The 20,229-nt window shown below is 70.7% G+C and carries 19 protein-coding genes; 2 read left to right on the top strand and 17 right to left on the bottom strand.

Features of this window, described 5'->3' with window-relative positions; all coding sequences use genetic code 11:
• Nucleotides 1–140: 140 nt before the first annotated feature.
• On the bottom strand, nt 141–2,213 hold the full coding sequence (locus tag ACWC2T_RS24235) for an alpha-galactosidase (protein ID WP_450672436.1): 2,073 nt from the start codon (nt 2,211–2,213) through the stop codon (nt 141–143).
• Between the two features lie 172 nt (nt 2,214–2,385).
• Between ACWC2T_RS24235 and ACWC2T_RS24230 the strand changes: the two genes are divergently transcribed.
• On the top strand, nt 2,386–3,183 hold the full coding sequence (locus tag ACWC2T_RS24230) for a tyrosine-protein phosphatase (protein ID WP_450672435.1): 798 nt from the start codon (nt 2,386–2,388) through the stop codon (nt 3,181–3,183).
• Nucleotides 3,184–3,223: 40 nt separating this feature from the next.
• On the opposite strand, the gene ACWC2T_RS24225 is transcribed toward ACWC2T_RS24230, so the two are convergent.
• Complete coding sequence (locus tag ACWC2T_RS24225) at nt 3,224–3,346, bottom strand: DUF6126 family protein (protein WP_356311148.1); 123 nt, start codon at nt 3,344–3,346, stop codon at nt 3,224–3,226.
• On the bottom strand, nt 3,343–3,966 hold the full coding sequence (locus tag ACWC2T_RS24220; RefSeq protein ID WP_450672434.1) for a helix-turn-helix domain-containing protein: 624 nt from the start codon (nt 3,964–3,966) through the stop codon (nt 3,343–3,345). Before ACWC2T_RS24220 ends, ACWC2T_RS24225 begins: the two co-directional genes overlap by 4 nt.
• A 139-nt stretch (nt 3,967–4,105) precedes the next feature.
• On the opposite strand from ACWC2T_RS24220, the gene ACWC2T_RS24215 reads away from it, so the two are divergent.
• Complete coding sequence (locus ACWC2T_RS24215) at nt 4,106–4,393, top strand: hypothetical protein (RefSeq protein ID WP_450672433.1); 288 nt, start codon at nt 4,106–4,108, stop codon at nt 4,391–4,393.
• Nucleotides 4,394–4,400: 7 nt separating this feature from the next.
• On the opposite strand, the gene ACWC2T_RS24210 is transcribed toward ACWC2T_RS24215, so the two are convergent.
• The 14 genes from ACWC2T_RS24210 to ACWC2T_RS24145 all read right to left on the bottom strand — a co-directional run bounded on the left by ACWC2T_RS24210 (nt 4,401) and on the right by ACWC2T_RS24145 (nt 20,229).
• A complete protein-coding gene (locus tag ACWC2T_RS24210) occupies nt 4,401–5,786 on the bottom strand; it encodes an aspartate aminotransferase family protein (RefSeq protein WP_450672432.1) in 1,386 nt (461 codons plus the stop codon).
• Nucleotides 5,783–7,681 (bottom strand): 1-deoxy-D-xylulose-5-phosphate synthase, encoded by a 1,899-nt coding sequence (gene dxs, locus ACWC2T_RS24205; protein ID WP_450672431.1) that lies wholly within the window; start codon nt 7,679–7,681, stop codon nt 5,783–5,785. The genes ACWC2T_RS24210 and dxs overlap by 4 nt, the downstream gene beginning before the upstream one ends.
• A 39-nt stretch (nt 7,682–7,720) precedes the next feature.
• A complete protein-coding gene (ispG, locus tag ACWC2T_RS24200; protein ID WP_450672430.1) occupies nt 7,721–8,848 on the bottom strand; it encodes a flavodoxin-dependent (E)-4-hydroxy-3-methylbut-2-enyl-diphosphate synthase in 1,128 nt (375 codons plus the stop codon).
• Between the two features lie 4 nt (nt 8,849–8,852).
• The gene (gene hpnH / locus ACWC2T_RS24195) at nt 8,853–9,878 is read right to left on the bottom strand and encodes an adenosyl-hopene transferase HpnH (protein WP_450672429.1); all 1,026 of its coding nucleotides are present in this window, start codon (nt 9,876–9,878) and stop codon (nt 8,853–8,855) included.
• A 5-nt stretch (nt 9,879–9,883) separates the two neighbouring features.
• Entirely contained in the window at nt 9,884–10,525 is a 642-nt protein-coding gene (locus ACWC2T_RS24190; RefSeq protein ID WP_450672428.1) for a phosphorylase family protein, read from the bottom strand.
• Nucleotide 10,526: 1 nt separating this feature from the next.
• Nucleotides 10,527–12,554, bottom strand: coding sequence for a squalene--hopene cyclase (gene shc, locus ACWC2T_RS24185; protein ID WP_450672427.1), 2,028 nt, complete (start codon nt 12,552–12,554; stop codon nt 10,527–10,529).
• A gap of 121 nt (nt 12,555–12,675) precedes the next feature.
• A complete protein-coding gene (locus tag ACWC2T_RS24180; RefSeq protein WP_450672426.1) occupies nt 12,676–13,812 on the bottom strand; it encodes a polyprenyl synthetase family protein in 1,137 nt (378 codons plus the stop codon).
• Entirely contained in the window at nt 13,812–15,245 is a 1,434-nt protein-coding gene (gene hpnE / locus ACWC2T_RS24175; RefSeq protein WP_450672425.1) for a hydroxysqualene dehydroxylase HpnE, read from the bottom strand. The genes ACWC2T_RS24180 and hpnE overlap by 1 nt, the downstream gene beginning before the upstream one ends.
• Complete coding sequence (locus tag ACWC2T_RS24170) at nt 15,242–15,370, bottom strand: DUF6380 family protein (protein WP_450672424.1); 129 nt, start codon at nt 15,368–15,370, stop codon at nt 15,242–15,244. The genes hpnE and ACWC2T_RS24170 overlap by 4 nt, the downstream gene beginning before the upstream one ends.
• Nucleotides 15,370–16,332 (bottom strand): presqualene diphosphate synthase HpnD, encoded by a 963-nt coding sequence (hpnD, locus tag ACWC2T_RS24165; protein WP_450672423.1) that lies wholly within the window; start codon nt 16,330–16,332, stop codon nt 15,370–15,372. The genes ACWC2T_RS24170 and hpnD overlap by 1 nt, the downstream gene beginning before the upstream one ends.
• Nucleotides 16,329–17,225, bottom strand: a complete 897-nt coding sequence (hpnC, locus tag ACWC2T_RS24160) for a squalene synthase HpnC (RefSeq protein ID WP_450672422.1) — start codon at nt 17,223–17,225, stop codon at nt 16,329–16,331. Before hpnC ends, hpnD begins: the two co-directional genes overlap by 4 nt.
• Before the next feature lie 359 nt (nt 17,226–17,584).
• Nucleotides 17,585–18,373, bottom strand: a complete 789-nt coding sequence (locus ACWC2T_RS24155) for an ABC transporter ATP-binding protein (RefSeq protein WP_450672421.1) — start codon at nt 18,371–18,373, stop codon at nt 17,585–17,587.
• Nucleotides 18,366–19,295, bottom strand: a complete 930-nt coding sequence (locus tag ACWC2T_RS24150; protein ID WP_450672420.1) for an ABC transporter permease — start codon at nt 19,293–19,295, stop codon at nt 18,366–18,368. The genes ACWC2T_RS24155 and ACWC2T_RS24150 overlap by 8 nt, the downstream gene beginning before the upstream one ends.
• A 61-nt stretch (nt 19,296–19,356) precedes the next feature.
• Complete coding sequence (locus ACWC2T_RS24145; protein WP_450672482.1) at nt 19,357–20,229, bottom strand: glycosyltransferase family 2 protein; 873 nt, start codon at nt 20,227–20,229, stop codon at nt 19,357–19,359.

Below are 20,229 nucleotides of genomic sequence, written 5' to 3'. Positions count from 1 at the left end.
GACCATGATTCACCTTTGGATGTGACCTACGCGACCGTAGGGAGGGGTTGACGAACGGTGAGATGTGACACTCTTAAATAATTTGCCAATCCCGGAATAGGGCTGGTCCGGGACGGGTTGAGTGTGTGGATATGACGAGATCAGATGCGGCGCAGCCGGAGAACCGTCGCATCCAGGTCGCCCTTGAGTCCGGTGCGCAGACCGTGGTGCAGCAGGACGGCACCCCGGTGCACTTCACCCGTTTCACGGCATTCGTACAACGCTGTCGGGTCGAGTCCGCGCAGGCGCAGCGCCGGCACCGGCTCGCCGTAGCTCTGCGCCTGGAGCCAGGCGAGGACCACCGCCTCCTCCCCCCGGACGTACTGGACGGCGCTCAGACCGCCGGCCGGGGGCCGCAGCCGGTACAGCTCGCCGTGCTGGACGACCGGGCGGATCTCCTTGTAGAGCTCCACCCACCGCCGGGCCTCGGCCAGTTCCTGGTCGGTCCACTCGGTGAGGTCGCCGCCGACGCCGAGCACCCCCGCCATGGCGCTGACGAAGCGGAACCTCAGTGAGCTGACCCGGCCGTTGAGCTGGGTGTTCGGGCTGTCGGTGACCCAGGCGGCCATGACCCGGGCGGGGTGGATCTGAGTGAAGCCGTGCTGGATGGCGAGCCGGTCGAGCGGGTCGGTGTTGTCGGAGGTCCACACCTGGTCGGTGCGGCTCATGACCCCGAGGTCGATCCGGCCGCCGCCGCCCGAGCAGGACTCGAAGGCGACCTGCGGGTGGGCCGCGCGCAGCCGGTCCAGCAGGGCGTAGAAGGCGCGGACATGGTCCACCCACAGGCGCTGCGGGTACGGCTCACCGGGCCAGCCGGCGTCGGTGAAGCAGCGGTTGAAGTCCCACTTCACATAGTCGATGGGTGCGCTGGAGAGCAGGGTGTCCAGCTGCTCCCAGAGGTACTCCTGCACGTCCTCGCGGGCGAGGTTGAGGACGAGCTGGTTGCGCAGTTCCGTCCGCTTGCGTCCCGTGTGGTACTGCACCCAGTCGGGGTGGGCGCGGTACAGGTCGCTGTCGGGGTTGACCATCTCGGGCTCGACCCAGATGCCGAACTGCATCCCGAGGGCGTGCACCTGGTCGGCGAGGGGCTTCAGTCCGTGCGGGAAGCGGTCGGGGTTGGGCGTCCAGTCGCCGAGCCCGGCGCGGTCGCTGGTGCGGGCGCCGAACCAGCCGTCGTCCACGACGAAGAGCTCCACGCCGATCCCGGCGGCCCGGCGGGCGAGCGCGAGCTGCTGGTCCTCGGAGATGTCGAAGTTCGTCGCCTCCCAGGAGTTGAAGAGCACCGGCCGGTCCCGCTCGGCGTCCGGGATGACACAGGCGCGCTGGTAGGCGTGCCAGGTGCGGCTCGCGCCGCCGAAACCGCCGTCGCTCCACAGTCCGGCGAAGACGGGCGTGGTGTACGACTCCCCCGGCTCCAGTCGCAGCAGCCCCGAGTCGTCGTGGCCGGCGCCGCCGGTGATCTGCACGCGCGCGTCCGGGAGTTGGGCGACCGCGATGCGCCAGGAGCCGGACCAGCCGAGCGCGCAGCCGTAGACCTCGCCGTGCTCCTCGGTGGCGTCGGTGTCGAGCGCCACCCAGGGCAGGTGCTGGTGGCCGGTGTGGCCGCGGCGGCTGCCGATGACCTTCTCGCCGTAGGTGAGCGGGGCGGTGGTGAGCAGGGACTCGGCGGCCCAGCGGCCGTGCAGCTGGGACAGCCGCCAGCCGTCGCGGTCGGGCAGGGTCCAGGTGGCCGCGTCGGCGCGCAGCAGCTCCACGCGCGCGTGTGTGCCGTTCGCCACGGTGACCCAGCGCTCGACGACGTCATCGCGCATCCGGTAGTGCAGGGTGACGGCGAGGCCGTCGTCGTCGAAGCGCAGCCGCAGCTCCTCGCCCTCGGTCTCGTACGACACGAAACGCCACTCGGTGCCGCGGCGCTCGTCGGTGCGCACGGACAGCGCGGGACGCACGAAGCGGGGGCCGCCCTCGACCGGGTACTCCTCGCGGCCGTCGAGCGGGGACTCGAAGGGCCAGTAGCCGGGCAGCGGGTCCTTGGCCAGGGCCTCGGCGTCCGCGAGGGCGATGCGTGGGCCCCAGTGCAGGTGGAGCAGCTCGTCCGCATCGGTGAGATGCAGGGCGTAGCTGCTGGTGGGCCCCGAGAGGAGCCAGGTACGACCGTCTTCGGCGATGTCCACCACGAATTACCTCACAGGTGCCAACAGATCCGCTCAAGTGCCAACATCATCAGTCGCATGGGCCCTGGTGACAATGCCTGTGGACAACTCCTTGCCCCAGGAAACCGATGTCGTATGGTCGACGGAGCGCCCGCCGACGAGCCGCGACGGCGGGGCCCGACCGGGAGGAGCCCCCGTGACGCAGCAGGTCCCGTCGACCGAGCCGGAGCTGGCCGGCGTGCGCAATTTCCGTGACGTGGGCGGGCTGCCGACCACGGACGGACGGCGGGTGCGGCACGGCGTGCTGTTCCGCAGCGGGCACCTGGCGCACGCCACGGAGGAGGACGCGGCCTTCCTGGCCTCCCTGGGGCTGCACACGATCTTCGACTTCCGCAACGCGGCCGACCAGAAGCTGGAGGGACCGGACGTCGAGCTGCCCGGCGTGCGGAACATGAACCTGCCGCTGAGCGACCCGGCGGACGGCGCCGAGTTCTGGAAGATGGTCCGCGACGGCGACCTCGACCAGCTGCGCGCGATCCTCGACGACGGCAAGGGCGCGGCCCGGATGGTCGCCTCGTACCGGACGATCGTCAAGGAGCGCACCGCCGAGCACTCCCGGGTGCTGCGCGCGCTCGCCGAGGACAGCGTGCCCGCCCTGATGCACTGCGCGGCGGGCAAGGACCGCGCGGGCATCTCCATAGCCGTGACGCTCCTCGCCCTCGGTGTGGAGCGCGAGGCGATCGTCGCCGACTACCTGGAGTCCAACGCCACGCACCGGCGCTACAAGGTCCGCCGCAGCGGCAGCGCGGACACCGCGTACACCCCGGAGATCATGGAGCTGCTCAGCCCGCTCTTCGACGCCCGCCCCGAGTACCTCCAGGCGGCGTTCGAGACCATCGAGGCCACCTGGGGCGGCGTGGACCCCTACCTGGAACGGGGCCTCGGACTCACCCCGGCGTCCCGCGACGCGCTGCGCGAGCGCCTGCTGGACTGACCCGGTCGCGAGCGAACAGGCGGGCGGCGCAGCCGCGCCATCAGTTCTTCGCCCCCAACGCGAACAACAGGAAGAGGAAGGCCGCCAGGAGGTGGCCCGCGGCGATGTAAATGATCAGGCGGATCCACAGCGAGCGGGGGAACTTCGTCTCGAGGTCGCTCATGGCAGCTCTCCGGTCAGGTGTCCCAGGCACAGCGTGGCCGTGGGACTCTGCAGCAGGGTGTGGACGAACAGCAGCTCGACGCCGTCGTGGTCCTCGGCGGCGAGGCGGTGCGGGGTGAGCGAGTCGAAGTGCGCGCTGTCGCCGGGCGCGAGCAGGTGCGCGGCGTCACCGAGGCGCAGCCGCAGCCGGCCCCGGAGGACGTAGAGCCACTCCTCGCCAGGGTGGACGCGCACGATGTCGCCCTGCGAGCCGTACGGCACGCGCACGCGCAGGGCCTGCATGCCGCGGCCCGGCGCCCCGGCCTGGAAGTACGTCCAGCCACCCGCCCGGGTCGGTTCCATGTCCCCGGCGCGCACGATGGCGTCCCGGTCGGCGACCGTCTCGCCGAGCAGTTCGGAGACGGTCGTACCGTAGATGCGGGCGAGGGCGAGCAGCATCGGCAGCGACGGTTGCCGCTGTCCGGTCTCCAGCCGGGACAGATGGGCCGGTGAGAGCCCGGCGGCGCGGGCCGCGGCCTCCAGCGTGAGGGCGGCGCGCCGGCGCAGTGCCCGCAACTGCGGCGCGACGGCGCTCAGCTCGTCGCCCGGGCCCGCCGGTGGGCCGGTGTCTGAGGCGTTCATGCTTCCATTCAGCCCCAGCCTTGCCAAGTGGGCAAAATTCTTGCCTATGAGGCAAAACCCGAGGCCTCACCCGCACACGGCTTGCCCCTGCTACGCTCCCCTTAGGGCTTGAACGCGTTCAAAAATGGGGGGTCGCATCATGGCCGCATCCAGCTCGTCCCACCCGGCCGACTCGCCCGCCGGCGCGCTCGCTCCTCTCGCCCTCTTCTGCGGGATCATCGCCGCCGCGAGCGCATGGCCCACCCTCACGTTCGTCCTGTTCCCCTGGTCGCTCCTCGCAGGCGGCTTCGCCGTGACCTTCGGTGCCATGGCCATTCACTACGCCGCGTATGGCATCGGCCGGCTCTGGACCGCCGTCACGGCGACGGTCCTGGGCGCCGTCGGACTCGCGGACCTCTTCCTCCTCTTCGTCGTGCTGCCGGGCTAGGCACAGGTCAGCGGCCCGCCACCGCCTGCTTGATGAGTGTCTTGCCGAAGTCCCACATCAGGCCGCCGCCGCTGTGGGCGTCGTCCATCACCGCGCTGAAGGCGTCCACGAACCGTTCGACGTCCGTCTCGTCGATGATCAGCGGCGGGATCAGCTTGATCACCTCCAGGTGGTCGCCGGAGACCTGGGTGAGGATCCGGTGCCGTTGCAGCAGCGGCACGACGACCATCTGGGCGAACAGGCCCTTGCGGGCGGCCTGGAGCATGGTCCAGCGGCTGCGCAGCTTCAGCGAGGTGGGCCTGCCGAACTCGATGCCGATCATCAGGCCCCGGCCGCGTACGTCGGCGAGCAGCTCGTACTTGTCGATCAGCGCGGCCAGCCGGGACTTCAGCAGTTCGCCCGTCCTGCGCACGCCTGCGACGACCTGCTCGTTCTCCATGACCGACAGCACGGCGAGCCCGCACGCCATCGCCTGGGCGCCTGAGCCGAAGCTCGCCGAGTGGACCAGGACCCGGTCCATGGACGAGTAGACCTTCTTGAAGATCCAGTCCTTGCCGAGGGTGGCGCCGACGGGGACATACCCGCCGGACAGGGCCTTCGCCACACACACCAGGTCGGGTTCGACGCCGTCCTCGTGCTGGTAGGCGTAGAAGTCGCCGGTGCGGCCGAGGCCGGTCTGCACCTCGTCGGCGATGAGCAGCGCCCTGTGCTTGTGCAGCAGTTCCTGGGCGGCGCGCAGATAGCCGGGCGGGGCCTCGTGCACCCCCTTGCCCTGGATCGGCTCCACGATCAGGGCGGCCACGTCGCCCTTCATCAACTCCCGTGCCAGGGCGCCGAGATCGCCGAGCGGTACGGCGGTGTCGGGCAGCAGCGGGGCGAAGCCGTCCCGGAAGCCGCTCTCGCCGTTGACCGACAGGGAGCCGGTGGTCAGGCCGTGGAAGGCGTGGTCGCAGTAGAGGACGCGGGGCTTGCCGGTGGCGTACCGGGCGAACTTCAGCGCCGTCTCGACAGCCTCCGTGCCGCTGTTGCCGAAGAACACCCGGTCCAGGTGCGGGCTGTGGGCGAGCAGCCGTTCGGCGAGCAGGCCGGGCAGCGGCTGGCAGTCGAACCGGGTGAGGTCGGCGAGGTCCAGGTCGAGCACGTCGTGCAGCGCCTTGCGGACGACCGGGTGGTGGCGGCCGAGGCCCATCACCCCGAAGCCCGCGAGCATGTCCAGGTAGTCGTTGCCGTCCGCGTCGAAGAAGTGGGCGCCCTCGGCCCGCTCGTAGACCTTGTCGAAGCCGATGGTGTGCAGCATGCGCGGGAGCTGCGGGTTGAGGTACTTGCTGTGCAGCTCGTAGCGTTCGGCTCCGCGCTCGGCGAGCAGGGCGCCGAGGTCGAACTCCGTGCTCATTCACTCTCCTTGGCTGTGCCGCCCGCGTCCTTGACGGCCAGGCTCCCACTGATCCGCCCGGCGATCTCGACGGGCGTGAGACCGATGTCGGCCAGCACCTCGCCGCGCTTGGCGTGCGCGAGGAACTGCTCCGGGATGCCGAAGCGCCGTACCGGCACGTCCACGTCGGCGTCGCCGAGGGCGAGCGCCACGGCCGAACCGACGCCCGCCGAGCGGCTGTTGTCCTCCACCACGGCCACCAGCCGGTGTTCGGCGGCGAGGCCCGGCAGCGAGGGGTCGACGGGCTTGACCCACCGCGGGTCCACCACCGTGCAGTTGATGCCGCGCGCCTGCAGCAGGTCGGCGGTCTGCAGGCACACCGGGGCCATCACGCCGACGGCCACCAGCAGCACCTCGGGGCGTTCGGCGCGGTGCAGGACGTCCATGCCGCCGACCCGGTCGACGGCCGGGATGTCCGGACCGACCGACTCCTTCGGGAAGCGGACCAGGGTGGGCGCGTCGTCCACGGCGACGGCCTCGCGCAGCTGGGCGCGCAGCTGGCCGGCGTCGCGCGGGGCGGCGATCCTGAGGCCGGGCACGACCTGGAGGACCGACATGTCCCACATGCCGTTGTGGGAGGCCCCGTCGACGCCGGTGACGCCGGCCCGGTCGAGCACGAAGGTGACCCCGCAGCGGTGCAGGGCGACGTCCATCAGCAGCTGGTCGAAGGCGCGGTTGAGGAAGGTGGCGTAGACGGCGACGACCGGGTGCAGCCCGCCGGTCGCGAGACCGGCCGCGGAGACGGCCGCGTGCTGCTCGGCGATGCCCACGTCCCACACGCGGTCGGGAAAGCGCTCGGCGAACCCGCCGAGCCCGACCGGGTGCAGCATGGCGGCGGTGATGGCGACGACGTCGTCCCGTTCCTCGCCGATCTTCACGATCTCGTCGCCGAACACCGAGGTCCAGGAGGGTCCGTTGGACGGCGCGAGCGGCTCGCAGGTCAGCGGGTCCATCACGCCGACGGTGTGGAAGTGGTCCTCCTCGTGGGCGAGGGCGGGCTCGTAGCCGCGGCCCTTCTCGGTGAGGCAGTGGACCAGCACCGGGCCGTGGAACCGTTTCGCCCGGCGCAGCGCCGACTCGACGGCCTTGATGTCGTGGCCGTCGATCGGGCCGACGTACTTCAGGCCCAGGTCCTCGAACATGCCCTGCGGGGCGAAGGCGTCCTTGAAGCCCTTCTTCGCGCCGTGCAGGGACTCGTAGATCGTGGTGCCGACGATCGGGGTGCGCAGCAGTACGTCCTTGCCCCAGGCGAGGACCTTCTCGTAGCTGTCCGTGGTGCGCAGGGTGGCCAGGTGGTTGGCGAGGCCACCGATGGTCGGGGCGTAGGAGCGTTCGTTGTCGTTGACGACGATGATCAGCGGGCGGTCCTTGGCGGCCGCGATGTTGTTCAGCGCCTCCCAGGCCATGCCGCCGGTCAGCGCGCCGTCGCCGATGACCGCGACCACGTGGCCTTTCTCGCCCTGCACCTGGTTGGCCTTGGCGAGGCCGTCGGCCCAGCCGAGCGCGGTGGAGGCGTGGCTGTTCTCGATGACGTCGTGCTCGGACTCCTCGCGTGAGGGGTAGCCGGACAGTCCGCCCTTGCCGCGCAGCTTGGAAAAATCCTGACGTCCCGTCAGCAGCTTGTGGACGTAGGACTGGTGGCCGGTGTCCCACAGGATGCGGTCGACCGGCGACTCGAAGACCCGGTGGAGGGCGACGGTCAGTTCCACCACCCCCAGATTGGGCCCGAGGTGACCGCCGGTCCTCGATACCGCCTGCACCAGGAACTCGCGTATTTCGCGGGACAGTTCGCCGAGTTCCGCCTCGGACAGCGCCTTCAGGTCGCGTGGTGTCCGGATCGTCTCCAGAATGGTCACGCTGGGCCCCCTCTCGGTCCGTGCCGTGCTGTGCTCAACTCATTCGTCTGCGGGGCTCGTCCGCTCGGCGAGCTTCATGGCCTCGTCGATGAGGGTCTCCACGATCTTCGACTCGGGGACGGTCTTGATGACCTCGCCCTTCACGAAGATCTGCCCCTTTCCGTTGCCCGAGGCAACTCCGAGGTCGGCCTCACGGGCCTCGCCCGGACCGTTCACCACACACCCCATCACCGCGACCCTGAGCGGCACTTCCATACCGTCCAGGCCCGCCGTGACCTCCTCGGCGAGCTTGTAGACGTCGACCTGGGCCCGCCCGCAGGACGGACAGGAGACGATCTCCAGCCGCCGCTGCCTCAGCCCGAGCGACTGAAGGATCTGGATGCCGACCTTGACCTCCTCGGCGGGCGGAGCACTGAGCGACACCCGGATGGTGTCGCCGATGCCCCGGCTGAGCAGCGCCCCGAAGGCCACGGCCGACTTGATCGTGCCCTGGAACGCCGGACCGGCCTCGGTGACCCCCAGGTGCAGGGGGTAGTCGCACTGTTCGGCGAGCTGCCGGTAGGCCTCGATCATCACGACCGGGTCGTTGTGCTTGACCGAGATCTTGATGTCCCTGAAGCCGTGCTCCTCGAAGAGGGACGCCTCCCAGAGAGCGCTCTCGACCAGCGCCTCCGGCGTCGCCCTGCCGTACTTCTCCAGCAGCCGCCTGTCGAGCGAGCCCGCGTTGACGCCGATCCGGATCGGCGTGCCGTGGTCCTTGGCCGCGCGCGCGATCTCCTTGACCTGGTCGTCGAACTTCTTGATGTTGCCCGGGTTCACCCGGACCGCCGCGCAGCCGGCCTCGATGGCCGCGAAGACGTACTTCGGCTGGAAGTGGATGTCCGCGATCACCGGGATCTGCGACTTGCGGGCGATGGTGGCGAGGGCGTCCGCGTCGTCCTGCGTGGGGCAGGCGACGCGGACGATCTGGCAGCCGGAGGCGGTGAGTTCCGCGATCTGCTGCAGGGTGGCGCCGATGTCCGACGTACGGGTCGTGGTCATCGACTGCACCGACACCGGGGCTCCGCCCCCGACCGCCACCGGCCCGACGTGGATCTGCCGCGACTGCCGCCGCGGCGCGACCGGCCGGGCCGGTACCTCGGGAACGCCCAAGGGGACGGCGGTCATGGCGTCAGCCCTGCTTTCCGCTCGTCATCGTCTCGCGCGCGGCCCGCAGGGACTCCTTCAGGGAGCCCATCGTGGCGAGTACGGCGGTCGGCTCGTAGCCGCAGTGCGCCATGCAGTTGGCGCAGCGCGGGTCCTTGCCGCGGCCGTACTTGTCCCAGTCGGTGTCCTCGACGAGTTCGCGGTACGTCGACACGTATCCGTCGCTCATCAGGTAGCAGGGCCTCTGCCAGCCGAAGAGCGAGTAGCTCGGGATCGCCCAGGCCGTGCAGGGGAAGTCGACCTTGCCCTCCAGGAAGTCCAGGAAGAGCGGGCTCTGGTTGAGCCGCCACTTCTTGCGGTTGCCGCCCGCGAAGGCCTTCTTGAACAGCTCGCGGGTCTGCTGCACACCGAGGAAGTGCTCCTGGTCGGGGGCCTTCTCGTAGGCGTAGGCGGGCGAGAGCATCATCTCGTCCACCTTCAGGTCGTCGTTGAGGTAGTTCAGCACCTCGACGACGGTCTGCGGGGTGTCGGTGTTGAAGAAGGTGGAGTTGGTGGTCACCCGGAAGCCGCGCCGCTTGGCCTCCTTGATGGCCTCGACCGCCTCGTCGAAGGTGCCCTCCTTCGCCACCGAGGCGTCGTGCCGCTCGCGCAGCCCGTCGATGTGCACGGCCCACGCGAAGTACGGCGAGGGCTTGAACTTGTCCATCTTCTTGCGCATGAGAAGGGCGTTCGTGCACAGGAAGACGAACTTCTTCCTGGCGACCAGCTGACGGACGATCTCATCGATCTGAGGGTGCATCAGCGGCTCGCCACCGGCGATGGACACCATCGGCGCACCGGACTCCAGCACCGCGCCCACGGCCTGGGCGACGGGCATGCGCTGCTTGAGGACGCCTGCCGGATGCTGGATCTTGCCGCAGCCCTCGCACTTGAGGTTGCACGCGAACAACGGCTCCAACTCGACCAGAAGAGCGAACTTGTCCCTCTTCCTGAGCTTCTGTTCGAGCAGGTAGGTAGCGACCTTGACGGTCTGACGCAACGGCATGGCCATCTGGCTCACCTCCGGGGGAGCAGCAAAGAACGGTGCCATTCGAAAAATGCGGGAAGAACAGAACGAAGAACGCGGAAAGCCGATATTCCACCGCGTACGGTGCCGATCCGGACGAGCTCATGTTCGGGGGCGTCCACGACCACCCGTACGGCCGCAACCGGACGCTCACCACCGCGGACGGCCGTGAGGAGCGTGGCCGCCGACTCCATGTCGACCGCGATCGCGCCGGTCGCGAGCAGGTCGGACCGCTCATGGCCCCGCACGACGTGGTCGGAGCCGGTGAGCGGGCCGGTGTGGACCGTGCGTCCGGGCAGGATGCGCACGAGTTCCTTGACGAGCAGTTCGGTGCCCACGCAGGGGACGGCGCCGCCCGGGTCCCGGGTTTCCTCGGCGACCACCAGGTCACCGGGGTGCATGCCGGGGGCGAGCCCGGCGCAGAAGCCGGTGGCCAGTACGGCGGCCTCGGCGAGCGCCGGGATGGCCAGCCGGCCCGAGATGGAGCGTTTCGCCGCACGGGGCCCCATGCCCGTACGGACGAAGCTGACCGGCCCGTCCGCCCCGCTCCTGTCCCCGGTGCGCAGGGCGAGGTGCTCGATGCCGAGCGCGCAGGCGATCAGCAGCGGGGGCGGTACGGGCTGGGTGCTCAAGTCAGCTCCCCTCGGCCTCGGCCGACGGCTTCCTGGCGAGGAGGCCGCGCTCGAAGGGGTCGCCGTGCAGGTACCGGCCGAGCGCGGTGAGCGGGAAGACCTGCCGGTACAGGTGGTAGTTGATGGAGAAGTCCCAGGGGAAGCCGGTGCCGGTGAAGTACGGCTCGTCCCAGGTGCCGTCCTCCCGCTGGGTGTCCGCCAGCCACTGGATGCCGCGCTCGACGGCCTTGGAGTGCTGCTCCCCCGCCGCGAGCAGCGCCATCAGGGCCCACGCGGTCTGCGAGGCGGTGGAGGCGCCCCGGCCGCTCCACTCCTTGACGTACTTGTAGGAGCGCAGGTCCTCGCCCCAGCCGCCGTCGTCGTTCTGCACGCTCTCCAGCCAGGCCACCGCCCGCCGGATCGCCGGGTGCGAGCCGGGCAGCCCGGCCGCGGTCAGCGCGGGCACCACCGAGCCCGTGCCGTAGACGTAGTTGACGCCCCAGCGGCCGAACCACGAGCCGTCCGGCTCCTGTTCGGCGAGCAGCCAGTCGATGCCGCGCCGGGTGCGCGGGTCGTGGGCCAGCCCTTCGGCGGCGAGCATCTCCACGACGTGCGCGGTGACGTCGGCCGACGGCGGGTCGATGACCTCGCCGAAGTCGCAGAACGGCAGCCGGTTCGGGAACGGGCTGGTGTTGTCGACGTCGAAGGCGCCCCACGCGCCGTTCCTCGACTGCATCCCGAGGTTCCAGCGCACGGCACGGCCGATCGCGTGGTCCACCCGCTCCGGGTCGTGGTGCCGGACCCGGCGCAGTGCGAGGGCGACCTCGGCGGTGTCGTCGATGTCGGGGTAGTTGTCGTTGTGGAACTCGAACGCCCAGCCGCCCGGCGGCAGTTGGGGGCGGCGTACGGCCCAGTCGCCGGGCCGGACGATCTCCTCGCCGAGCATCCAGTCGGCGGCCTTCACCAGTTGCGGATGGTCGACGGGCAGTCCCGCGTCGATGAGCGCGATGGTGGCGAGGCAGGTGTCCCACACCGGGGACTGGCAGGCCTCGATCATCCGGGCGCCGTCCTCGCGCCAGACGGCGAAACGGTCCAGCGAGGCGAGTCCCTCGCGCATCACGGGATGCTTCAGGTCGTAGCCGAGCAGGTGCAGGGCGATGACCGAGTACACGGCCGGGGGCTGGATGCCGCCCCAGCAGCCGTCGTTCTCCTGCCGCTCGATGATCCACCGGGCCGCCGAGTTCATCGCGGCCCTGCGGAGTCTGCGCACGGCGACCTTGCGATAGCCGCGGACCACCTTGTCGAGCCGCTGGAACAGGCCGTCCCAGCTCATCACCGGGGCGAGCGGCTGCGGCGGGTTGGGGTTCGCCGGGTCGGTGTGCAGCTCGTCCAGCGGGAACGGCGCCGGGCGCACCGGGCGCTTGGCGGAGACGATGGTGAGCGGGACGATCGTCTGCCGCGCCCAGCACCCGAAGTCGTAGATGTTCAGCGGGAACCAGGTGGGGAAGTAAACCAGCTCCGGCGGGAGTTCCGGCAGGTCCTCCCACTTCCACCAGCCGAACAGGGCGAGCCAGATCCGGGTGAAGACGCGGGAGGCGGCGATTCCGCCGCGCTCGCGGATCCAGGCCGACGCCCTCGCCATGTGCGGCTCGTCGGGCGCGTCGCCGGCCAGGCGCAGGGCGACGTAGGCCTCGACGGTGGTGGACAGTTCACCGGGCCCGCCGTAGAAGGTGGCCCAGGTGCCGTCCTCGCGCTGCTCGCCGCGGATGAACTTCGCGGCGGCCTGGGTGGTCTGCTCGTCGCGGATCCCCAGGAACTGGCGGAGCAGCAGGTCCTCGGCGTCCATGGTGACGTTGGTCTCCAGGTCGCCCTTCCACCAGCCCTGGGCGTCCTGCCGCGCGAGCAGGAAGTCGGTGGCGCGCCGTGCGGCGCGTGCGGCGGCTTCCTGTGCCCCGGCCGCCCCGGGGGTCGTGACGGTGGTGGTGTCGCTGGCCGCGGCAGCGCGGGACGGCACAGTCGCCCCGGTGCTTCCGTCGGTCGTCGCTGTCATGGCTTCCCCTTCGTGCAGTCGTGCGAGTCGTGCTGCTGTGGGTCCGCCGTCGGCCGGTGTCCTGATGTCGATCCTCGGACACCGGCCGGCGACTACGCGAGGCGTGTTGGGCCGATAGTGATCATCTCTTTCGTACGACGACGAAGTCGGCGAGCGCCGTGAAGGCCTCGCGCACCCGTTCGGGCATGTCGACGGCGTCGAGGGCTTCGATGGCGATGGTGTGCTGACGGCGCGCTTCCTCGGCGGTCCAGGCGCGGCCGCCGGCCTGCTCGATGAGGGCTGCGCGGGCCGCGAACTCCTCCTCGGAGAAGTTCTCGAAGTCGCTGCTCTTGGCATCCGCGGCGAGGATCTCGCCGAGCTGCTCGGAGGCCGGGCCGCCGGCCGCGAGCGCGGCGACGACCGGCAGGGACTTCTTGCGCTGGCGCAGGTCGCTCCAGGTCTGCTTGCCGGTGGCCTCCGGGTCGCCCCAGATGCCGAGCAGGTCGTCGACGGCCTGGAAGGCGAGGCCGAGGTGGTAGCCGTACCGCTCCAGCGCGTCGGCGGTCGCGTCGTCCGCGCCGCCGAGGACCGCCCCGATGGAGCTGGAGGCGGCGAGCAGCGCGCCGGTCTTGTTGCCCTCCATCTCCAGGCACTCCTCGACGGTGACCCGGTCGCGGTGCTCGTAGGAGATGTCCTGCGCCTGACCGTCGATCAGGGCGCGGGTGGCGGTCGTGAGCCGGCGGGTGGCGCGGCCGGCCTCCACGGTGCCGAGCTCCAGCAGGATCTCGTTGGCGAGGGCGAACAGGGCGTCACCGACCAGGATCGCCTGGGCGGGACCGTGCACCTTCCAGACGGTGTCGCGGTGCCGGCGCTGCTCGTCGCCGTCCATCAGGTCGTCGTGCAGCAGTGAGAAGTTGTGGACGAGTTCGACGGCGACGGCGCCGGGGATGCCCACCTCCGGCGTGGCGCCGGTGACCTCGGCGGAGAGCACGGCGAGCGCGGGACGCACGGCCTTGCCGCCGTCGCCGTCGGCCGGATTGCCCTGGGCGTCGATCCAGCCGAAGTGGTAGGCGGCGACGGTGTCCATGGGAGACGCCAGCCGGTCGACGGCCGCACGCAGGACCGGAGTGGCCAGGGTGCGGCCGCGCTCCAGCAGCGCGGTCACGTCCACCGCGGCCCGTGGGGCGGGCGTCGAGGCCGGGGGCACAGTGGGCACAGTCTCTCCTCTTGTTGCGGTACCGGGGGTGCGGGGGCCTGCCGCGGGCTCCTGATCGAGCATCAGGCCGCCTCCTCGAACTCGAAGAGATGGCGGGGGCGGGGCCGGCCCAGGGCGCTGAGGGCGGCGTCGGCCGCGCTCACTCCACTGCGGACCGCACTCTCCATGGTCGCGGGCCACCCGGTGGCGGTCCACGCTCCGGCCAGGTACAGGCCGGGGGCCTTGGTGCGGGCGCCGGGCCGCAGCCGCCCGACGCCGGGGGTGGGAGCGAACGTGGCCGTGCGCTCCCTGGTCACGAAGAAGTCCTTCACCACGGCGCCCCGGGTACCCGGAATCAGCCGCTCCAGCTCCGGCAGATAACGCTCGCGGAGTTCGGCGACCGGCAGATCGATCTCTCCATGGGCGGCCGACTGGGAGAGCGCCAGGTACTGACCCTCGGTCAGCCCGGAGGCGTCGGTCCGGTCGAAGACCCACTGCACGGGCGTGCCGAGGGCCGCGAAGAAGGGGCGCGCGAGCACCTTGCGGTCGTAGACCACATGGATGTTGAGGATCGGCGCGGTGCCGATGTCCAGCAGCTGCTCGGGCGCGTCGAGGGCGCCGGGCGGCAGCAGGTCGTGGGCCTCGCCCTGGGGTACAGCGAGGACGACGGCGTCGGTTTCCAGGCTCTCGCCGGGAACCTGAACGCTCCAGGTGCCGTTCTCGTTGATAGAGACGGAGGTGACGCGTGTACGGACCTCGGTACGGACGCCCGCGGAGTCGAGCTCCTTGCGGGCCAGCCGGTCGTGCAGTTCGCCCAGTGGGACGCGGGCCCAGCCGATGTCGGCCGCGCCCGGGTCGGACAGCAGACCGGTCTTGAACACCATCGCGGCGAGCCCCAGCGAGGCGTCGCCCGCGACCGCGTTGAGGGTGGCGACCCCGACCAGGTCCCACAGGGCCTCGACGGCGCGCGCCGACTGGCCGTGCGCGGCCAGCCAGCTGCCGAAGTCCTGGGTGTCCAGGGCCGGATCGGCGAGGTCGAGCCCCTTCAGCGCGAGCGCGGCCCGCCCGACCGCGGCGCGCTCGGCGAGCGAGAGGTGCGGATAGGCGGCCAGGCTGCGCCCCAGGTGGAGGGGGACGGGCAGCGGGTCGCGCCGCAGCCGGCCGAGCCGCCTGCCCTCGGGCTTGGCGACGTCGACGACGGGCACGTCCAGGCGGTCCTGCAGCGGTGCCAGCGCCGCGCCCTGGATCCTGTCGAGGAACCAGCGGTAGGCGGTGCAGCAGCGCAGGTACACGTGCTGGCCGTTGTCGACGGTCAGTTCGCCGCGCTGGAAGGAGAAGGCGAGGCCGCCCAGCCTGGGCCTGCCTTCGAGCAGGGTGACGCGGACGCCGGCGTCGGCGAGCGCGAGCGCCGCGGTGATCCCGGCGAGCCCGCCGCCGACCACGACGGCACTGCGGCCGGCCGCGCCCTCTTCGCCCGCGGTGCCCTGCGCCCGTGCGGGGCGTGAGCCTTCGCTCATCGTGCGTCCTTCCATGCGTACCGAGCGTGCAGGGTGAACGGTGCACGGTCGGCCGTCGCAGTCAGGGACGCCACGCCGCAGCGGAGGGTTGCCTGCCGCAGGTCTCCTGGTTCGGTGCGGTGCATCAGGGGCGCCTCCTGACGGACCGCGGGGAGACATGGCGGGTCACATGCCGGGTGTCCAGACCGGACAGACCGCGTACGGCGACATAGGCCTTCTCGCGTCCGGGCAGCGAGACCCGGCCGCGCAGCACGGCCTCGGGGTCGCGCTCGATGCGGTCCAGCAGCCGGCGGTAGATGCCGGCCATGGCGGCCACGCAGGCGCCGCTGCGCCGGTCGAGCATGGGCAGCAGCCGGTAGCCCTCGGCGAAAAGAGCGCGGGCCCGTCGCACTTCGAAGTGCACGAGGCCCGCGAAGTCGGAGCCGTCCGGTGGCGTCGGTCCGTCGAAGCCGGCCGAGCAGCCGAACTTGGCGAGGTCGTCGGCGGGCAGATAGGTACGTCCGTCGGCCGCGTCCTCGCGCACGTCTCTGAGGATGTTGGTCAGCTGCAGGGCGAGGCCGAGGGTGTCCGCGTACTCGGGTGCGCGCTCGGCGCCGCGCGCGCCCGGTTCGGTGCCGAACACGCCGAGCGAGAGGCGGCCGATGGCACCGGCGACACACCGGCAGTAGACCTTCAGGTCGTCCCAGGTCTCGTAGGTCTCGCCGCGTACGTCCATCTGGACGCCGTCGATCAGCTCGTCGAGGCCGCCGAGCGGGATCGGGAAGGCGCGCGCGGCATGGGCGAGGGCGACGGCCACCGGATCGGTGTCGTCCTCCTCCACCTCGTCCCGGCGGACCCGGGCGAGCAGCGCCCTGGTGTCCTCGAGCCGCTTCAGCTTCACCTCGTCGGCCAGGTCGCCGTCGCCGATGTCGTCCACGCGCCGGGAGAACGCGTACAGCGCCGACATGGCCCGGCGCTTGGGCGTGGGCAGCAAGCGGATGCCGTAGGCGAAGTTGCGTGCCTGCTGCCCCGTGACGGTCTCGCAGTAGCTGTAGGCGGCGAGTACCGGTGCGGACACGTGCGACGGAGAATCCACGGTCCGGATCACCCCTCTCCTCGCAGGATCGCGCCCGCCTCACGCAGCAACTGGAGCCTGCGGGGTCTGGGCGGGCCGGGAAGGACGTCGTATTCGGCGGCGGTGATCGCATGGACCGCCGCCCTTCCCCCCGCCACGAACCCCGCGAGCAGCAGCTTCAACCTGCCGTGGACGCTACCCACCAGGGGGGCGCCTTCATTCAGCAGATCGCGGGCGCGTTGTGCCTCGTATGCAACCAGGGCGCGCACCGATGCGCTCGCGGTTTTTGCGCCAAGATCCGTTTCCTGCACGTGAAAGCGCTTCATGTCCTCGACCGGGAGGTAGATCCGGTCACGGCCGAGGTCCTCGGCGACGTCCTGGAGGTGTTCCACGATCTGCAGCCCGGTGCAGATCGCGTCGGAGAGACGGATCCGCTCGGGGGTCGAGGTGCCGGTGACGGCGAGGACGAGGCGGCCGACGGGGTTGGCCGACAGTTCGCAGTAGGCGAGAAGGTCGTCGTACGTCTCGTAGCGGGTGACGAGCTGGTCCTGGCGGTTGGCGGCGATCAGGCCGAGGAAGGGTTCGGGGGTGAGGGAGCGGCGGCGGACGGTGGGCTGCAGCCGGCGCAGCAGCGGATGGTGCGGGGTGCCGTCGAAGACGAGGCGCAGGTCGGTCTCGAAGGCGTCGAGGAGGACGAGCCGGTCCTCGGCCTCGGCGGCCGACACGCCGAGCAGCCGGGCGTCGGCGCCGCCGGGGGCGAGGTCGCCGTCGCCGATGTCGTCGACGAGGCGGGCGAAGCCGTAGACGGCCATGAGGTCGGTGCGCCAGGCCCTGGGCAGGAAGAAGGGGGCCACGGGAAAGTTCTCGCTCGTGGCCTTGTCGAGCGTGGCGCGCTCCGGGTCCGCCGCCGTCTCGGTTGCCGTCATCGGGCGCTGCCCGGCGCGGGGACGGCACATGCTGCGTTGAGCTGGGGAGTTTCCGTAGCCATTGCCGTCACATCTCCCGTTCTACACTGCCGACCCAATACACACTATTTCGGACACGCCGCCCGGCGATCGGCGGGGCGGCCCCGCGAGGATGTCGCGCATTATCGCCCCACTTGCCGCTTTCAGGCACCGGTACAGCTTACGTTGTACAACGCGGCGTGGTCCGTCCGGGTGTCCCGCGCATCACAACAACACACCGATTGGCTCCAAGATTCCCCACGAGTACCGGAGTTGACGGTTCCTTTGCAGAGGCAGGGCCCCGCCGGACGGTCTCCGGCGGGGCCCTGGCCGAAAACGTGCTACTTGCCCGTGAACTTCTCGTATTCCTTCAGGACCTCTTCGGTCGGTCCGTCCATGCGCAGCTCCCCGCGCTCCAGCCACAGGACGCGGTCACAGGTGTCGCGGATGGACTTGTTGTTGTGACTGACCAGAAAGACCGTCCCGGCCTCCCCCCGCAGTTCCCGGATGCGTTCCTCCGAGCGCTTCTGGAACCCCCGGTCACCGGTGGCGAGCGCCTCGTCGATCATGAGGACGTCGTGGTCCTTGGCGGCGGCGATGGAGAACCGCAGCCGGGCCGCCATGCCCGAGGAGTACGTGCGCATCGGCAGGGTGATGAAGTCGCCCTTGTCGTTGATGCCCGAGAAGTCGACGATCTCCTCGTAGCGCTCCTTGATCTGCTCCCGGGACATCCCCATCGCGAGACCGCCCAGGTTCACGTTCCGCTCGCCGGTCAGGTCGTTCATCAGTGCCGCGTTGACACCGAGCAGCGAGGGCTGGCCGTCGGTGTAGACCCTGCCCCTCTCGGCGGGCAGCAGGCCCGCGATGGCACGCAGCAGCGTGGACTTGCCGGAGCCGTTGGAGCCGATCAGGCCGATGGCCTCGCCGCGACGGGCCACGAAGGACACGCCGCGCACCGCGTGCACCCTGCGCACCCCTCGTGCCGCGTCGTCCGAGCCGCGCTTCAGGATGCGGCTGAGGGCGGCCGTCGCGCTGCCCTTGCCGGTCCCGGCGCCGTTGACGCGGTAGACGATGTGCAGGTCGTCCGCGATGACGGTCGGGCGGCGGTCCTGGGTGCCGGTCTCAGCCACGGCCGTACCTCTCCTCCGCCTGCCAGAAGTACACGAAGCCGCCGAGGAAGACGGCCACGGCCCAGAACAGCGCGATCGCCCACACGTGCGGCGGCAGGTTCGAGGCGCCGTAGCCGTCGATCAGCGCGTAGCGCATGAGGTCCATGTAGATCGCGGCCGGATTGACCTGGAGCAGCCGGACCGCGATCTCGGAGCGTCCCTCCATCATCTTGTGGATGGAGAACATCACGCCGGAGGTGTACATCCAGGTGCGCAGGACGAACGGCATCAGCTGGGCGAGGTCCGGCGTCTTGGCTCCCATGCGGGCCACGATCAGCGCGAGCCCGGTGTTGAACAGGAACTGCAGCAGCAGGACCGGCACGATCAGCAGCCAGGCCGGGCTCGGGTAGCTGCCGAAGCCGATCGCCACGACGAACATCACGATCATCGAGAACAGCAGCTGCTGGAGCTGCTGCAGCGAGAAGGAGATCGGCAGCGAGGCACGCGGGAAGTGCAGGGCACGCACCAGGCCCAGGTTGCCGGAGATCGCCCGGACGCCCGACATGACCGAGCTCTGCGTGAAGGTGAACACGAACACGCCCGTCACCAGGAACGGAATGTACACGTCCTGGGACAGGCCGCGGCTCGCGTGCAGGATCACGCCGAAGATGAAGTAGTACACGCCCGCGTTCAGCAGCGGCGTCGCCACCTGCCACAACTGGCCGAGTCTGGCCTCGCTGTACTGCGCCGTCAGCTTCGCGTGGGAGAAGGCGAGGATGAAGTGGCGCCGACCCCACAGCTGGCGGACGTACTCGGGCAGTGAGGGACGGGCGCCGCTCACGGCGAGCCCGTACTTGGCGGCGAGCTGCGCCGCCGTCAGCCCCTCGTCGGGCGACGGTATCGCGCTCACCGCGACACCGCCGTCATGCGTTGTGTGACTCACGAGTGGAAATCCGCACTCTCTCGGGTAAGAAGCTTGCTCTCTTCGGGTAAGAGAAAGCTTCTCAGATCACCGGAGGCCGGCCCAGTCGGGTCAGCCGCCACACCGTGCGCCAGCGCATCGGGCGGCGGGGGCCGCAGGAGGTGGTCCAGCCCTCCTTGAACCCGCCGAACCACGCCTTCAGGGCCGGCCCGGACGGGCGGCGCAGCAGGGTGAGCAGCAGCCAGACGCCGAGGTAGACGGGGACCAGCGGGACGGGGAGGTTGCGGCGGGCCAGCCACACGCGGTTGCGGGCGACCATGCGGTGGTAGACGGCGTGCCGCGAGGGCGCGGTGGTCGGGTGGTACAGCACCATGTCCGACCGGTAGTCGATCAGCCAGCCGGCGTCGAGGGCCCGCCAGGCCAGGTCGGTCTCCTCATGGGCGTAGAAGAACTCGTCCGGCAGCCCGCCGACCTCGGCGAACACCCGGGTACGGACGGCATTGGCGCCGCCGAGGAAGGTGGTGACCCGGGAAGAGCGCATCGGGTCGGAGGCGCGCAGCCGGGGCACGTGGCGGCGCTGGGTCTCGCCGGTCTCCGGGTCGGCGATGCGGAAGCTGATGATGCCGAGCTCGGGGTCTGCGGCGAAGGCCTCGCGGCACAGCTCGGCCGTGTCATGGCGGGCGAGCAGTCCGTCGTCGTCGAGGAAGAGCAATATGTCGACATCCCGGCCACCGGGCCCGAAGGCCTCGATGCCGACGTTCCGGCCGCCGGGGATGCCCAGGTTCTCGGGCAGCTCGATCGTCCGTACGCCCTCGGGCACGTCCGGGACCGGCGAGCCGTTGCCGACAACGACCACCTCGACCCGGTCACCGTCCTGCTTGGCGACCGAGTCGAGCAGGGCCCGCAGCTCCTCGGGCCGGTTGCCCATGGTGATGACGACGGCGCCGACCCGCAT

Source organism: Streptomyces sp. NPDC001393 (assembly GCF_053597455.1).
The sequence above is the reverse complement of the archived record's forward strand: the minus strand, read 5'-3'. Positions and strand labels throughout refer to the sequence as shown.

What these genes read in the sequence shown, in the direction of transcription:
- ACWC2T_RS24215 (WP_450672433.1), top strand. Translation starts at nt 4,106, where the DNA reads ATGGCCGCATCCAGCTCGTCCCACCCGGCCGACTCGCCCGCCGGCGCG.
- ispG (WP_450672430.1), bottom strand. Translation starts at nt 8,848, where the DNA reads ATGACCGCCGTCCCCTTGGGCGTTCCCGAGGTACCGGCCCGGCCGGTC.
- hpnC (WP_450672422.1), bottom strand. Translation starts at nt 17,225, where the DNA reads ATGACGGCAACCGAGACGGCGGCGGACCCGGAGCGCGCCACGCTCGAC.
- ACWC2T_RS24225 (WP_356311148.1), bottom strand. Translation starts at nt 3,346, where the DNA reads ATGAGCGACCTCGAGACGAAGTTCCCCCGCTCGCTGTGGATCCGCCTG.
- ACWC2T_RS24180 (WP_450672426.1), bottom strand. Translation starts at nt 13,812, where the DNA reads ATGCTCGATCAGGAGCCCGCGGCAGGCCCCCGCACCCCCGGTACCGCA.
- ACWC2T_RS24210 (WP_450672432.1), bottom strand. Translation starts at nt 5,786, where the DNA reads ATGAGCACGGAGTTCGACCTCGGCGCCCTGCTCGCCGAGCGCGGAGCC.
- hpnE (WP_450672425.1), bottom strand. Translation starts at nt 15,245, where the DNA reads ATGAGCGAAGGCTCACGCCCCGCACGGGCGCAGGGCACCGCGGGCGAA.
- shc (WP_450672427.1), bottom strand. Translation starts at nt 12,554, where the DNA reads ATGACAGCGACGACCGACGGAAGCACCGGGGCGACTGTGCCGTCCCGC.
- ACWC2T_RS24170 (WP_450672424.1), bottom strand. Translation starts at nt 15,370, where the DNA reads ATGCACCGCACCGAACCAGGAGACCTGCGGCAGGCAACCCTCCGCTGC.
- ACWC2T_RS24220 (WP_450672434.1), bottom strand. Translation starts at nt 3,966, where the DNA reads ATGAACGCCTCAGACACCGGCCCACCGGCGGGCCCGGGCGACGAGCTG.
- hpnH (WP_450672429.1), bottom strand. Translation starts at nt 9,878, where the DNA reads ATGGCCATGCCGTTGCGTCAGACCGTCAAGGTCGCTACCTACCTGCTC.
- ACWC2T_RS24145 (WP_450672482.1), bottom strand. Translation starts at nt 20,229, where the DNA reads ATGCGGGTCGGCGCCGTCGTCATCACCATGGGCAACCGGCCCGAGGAG.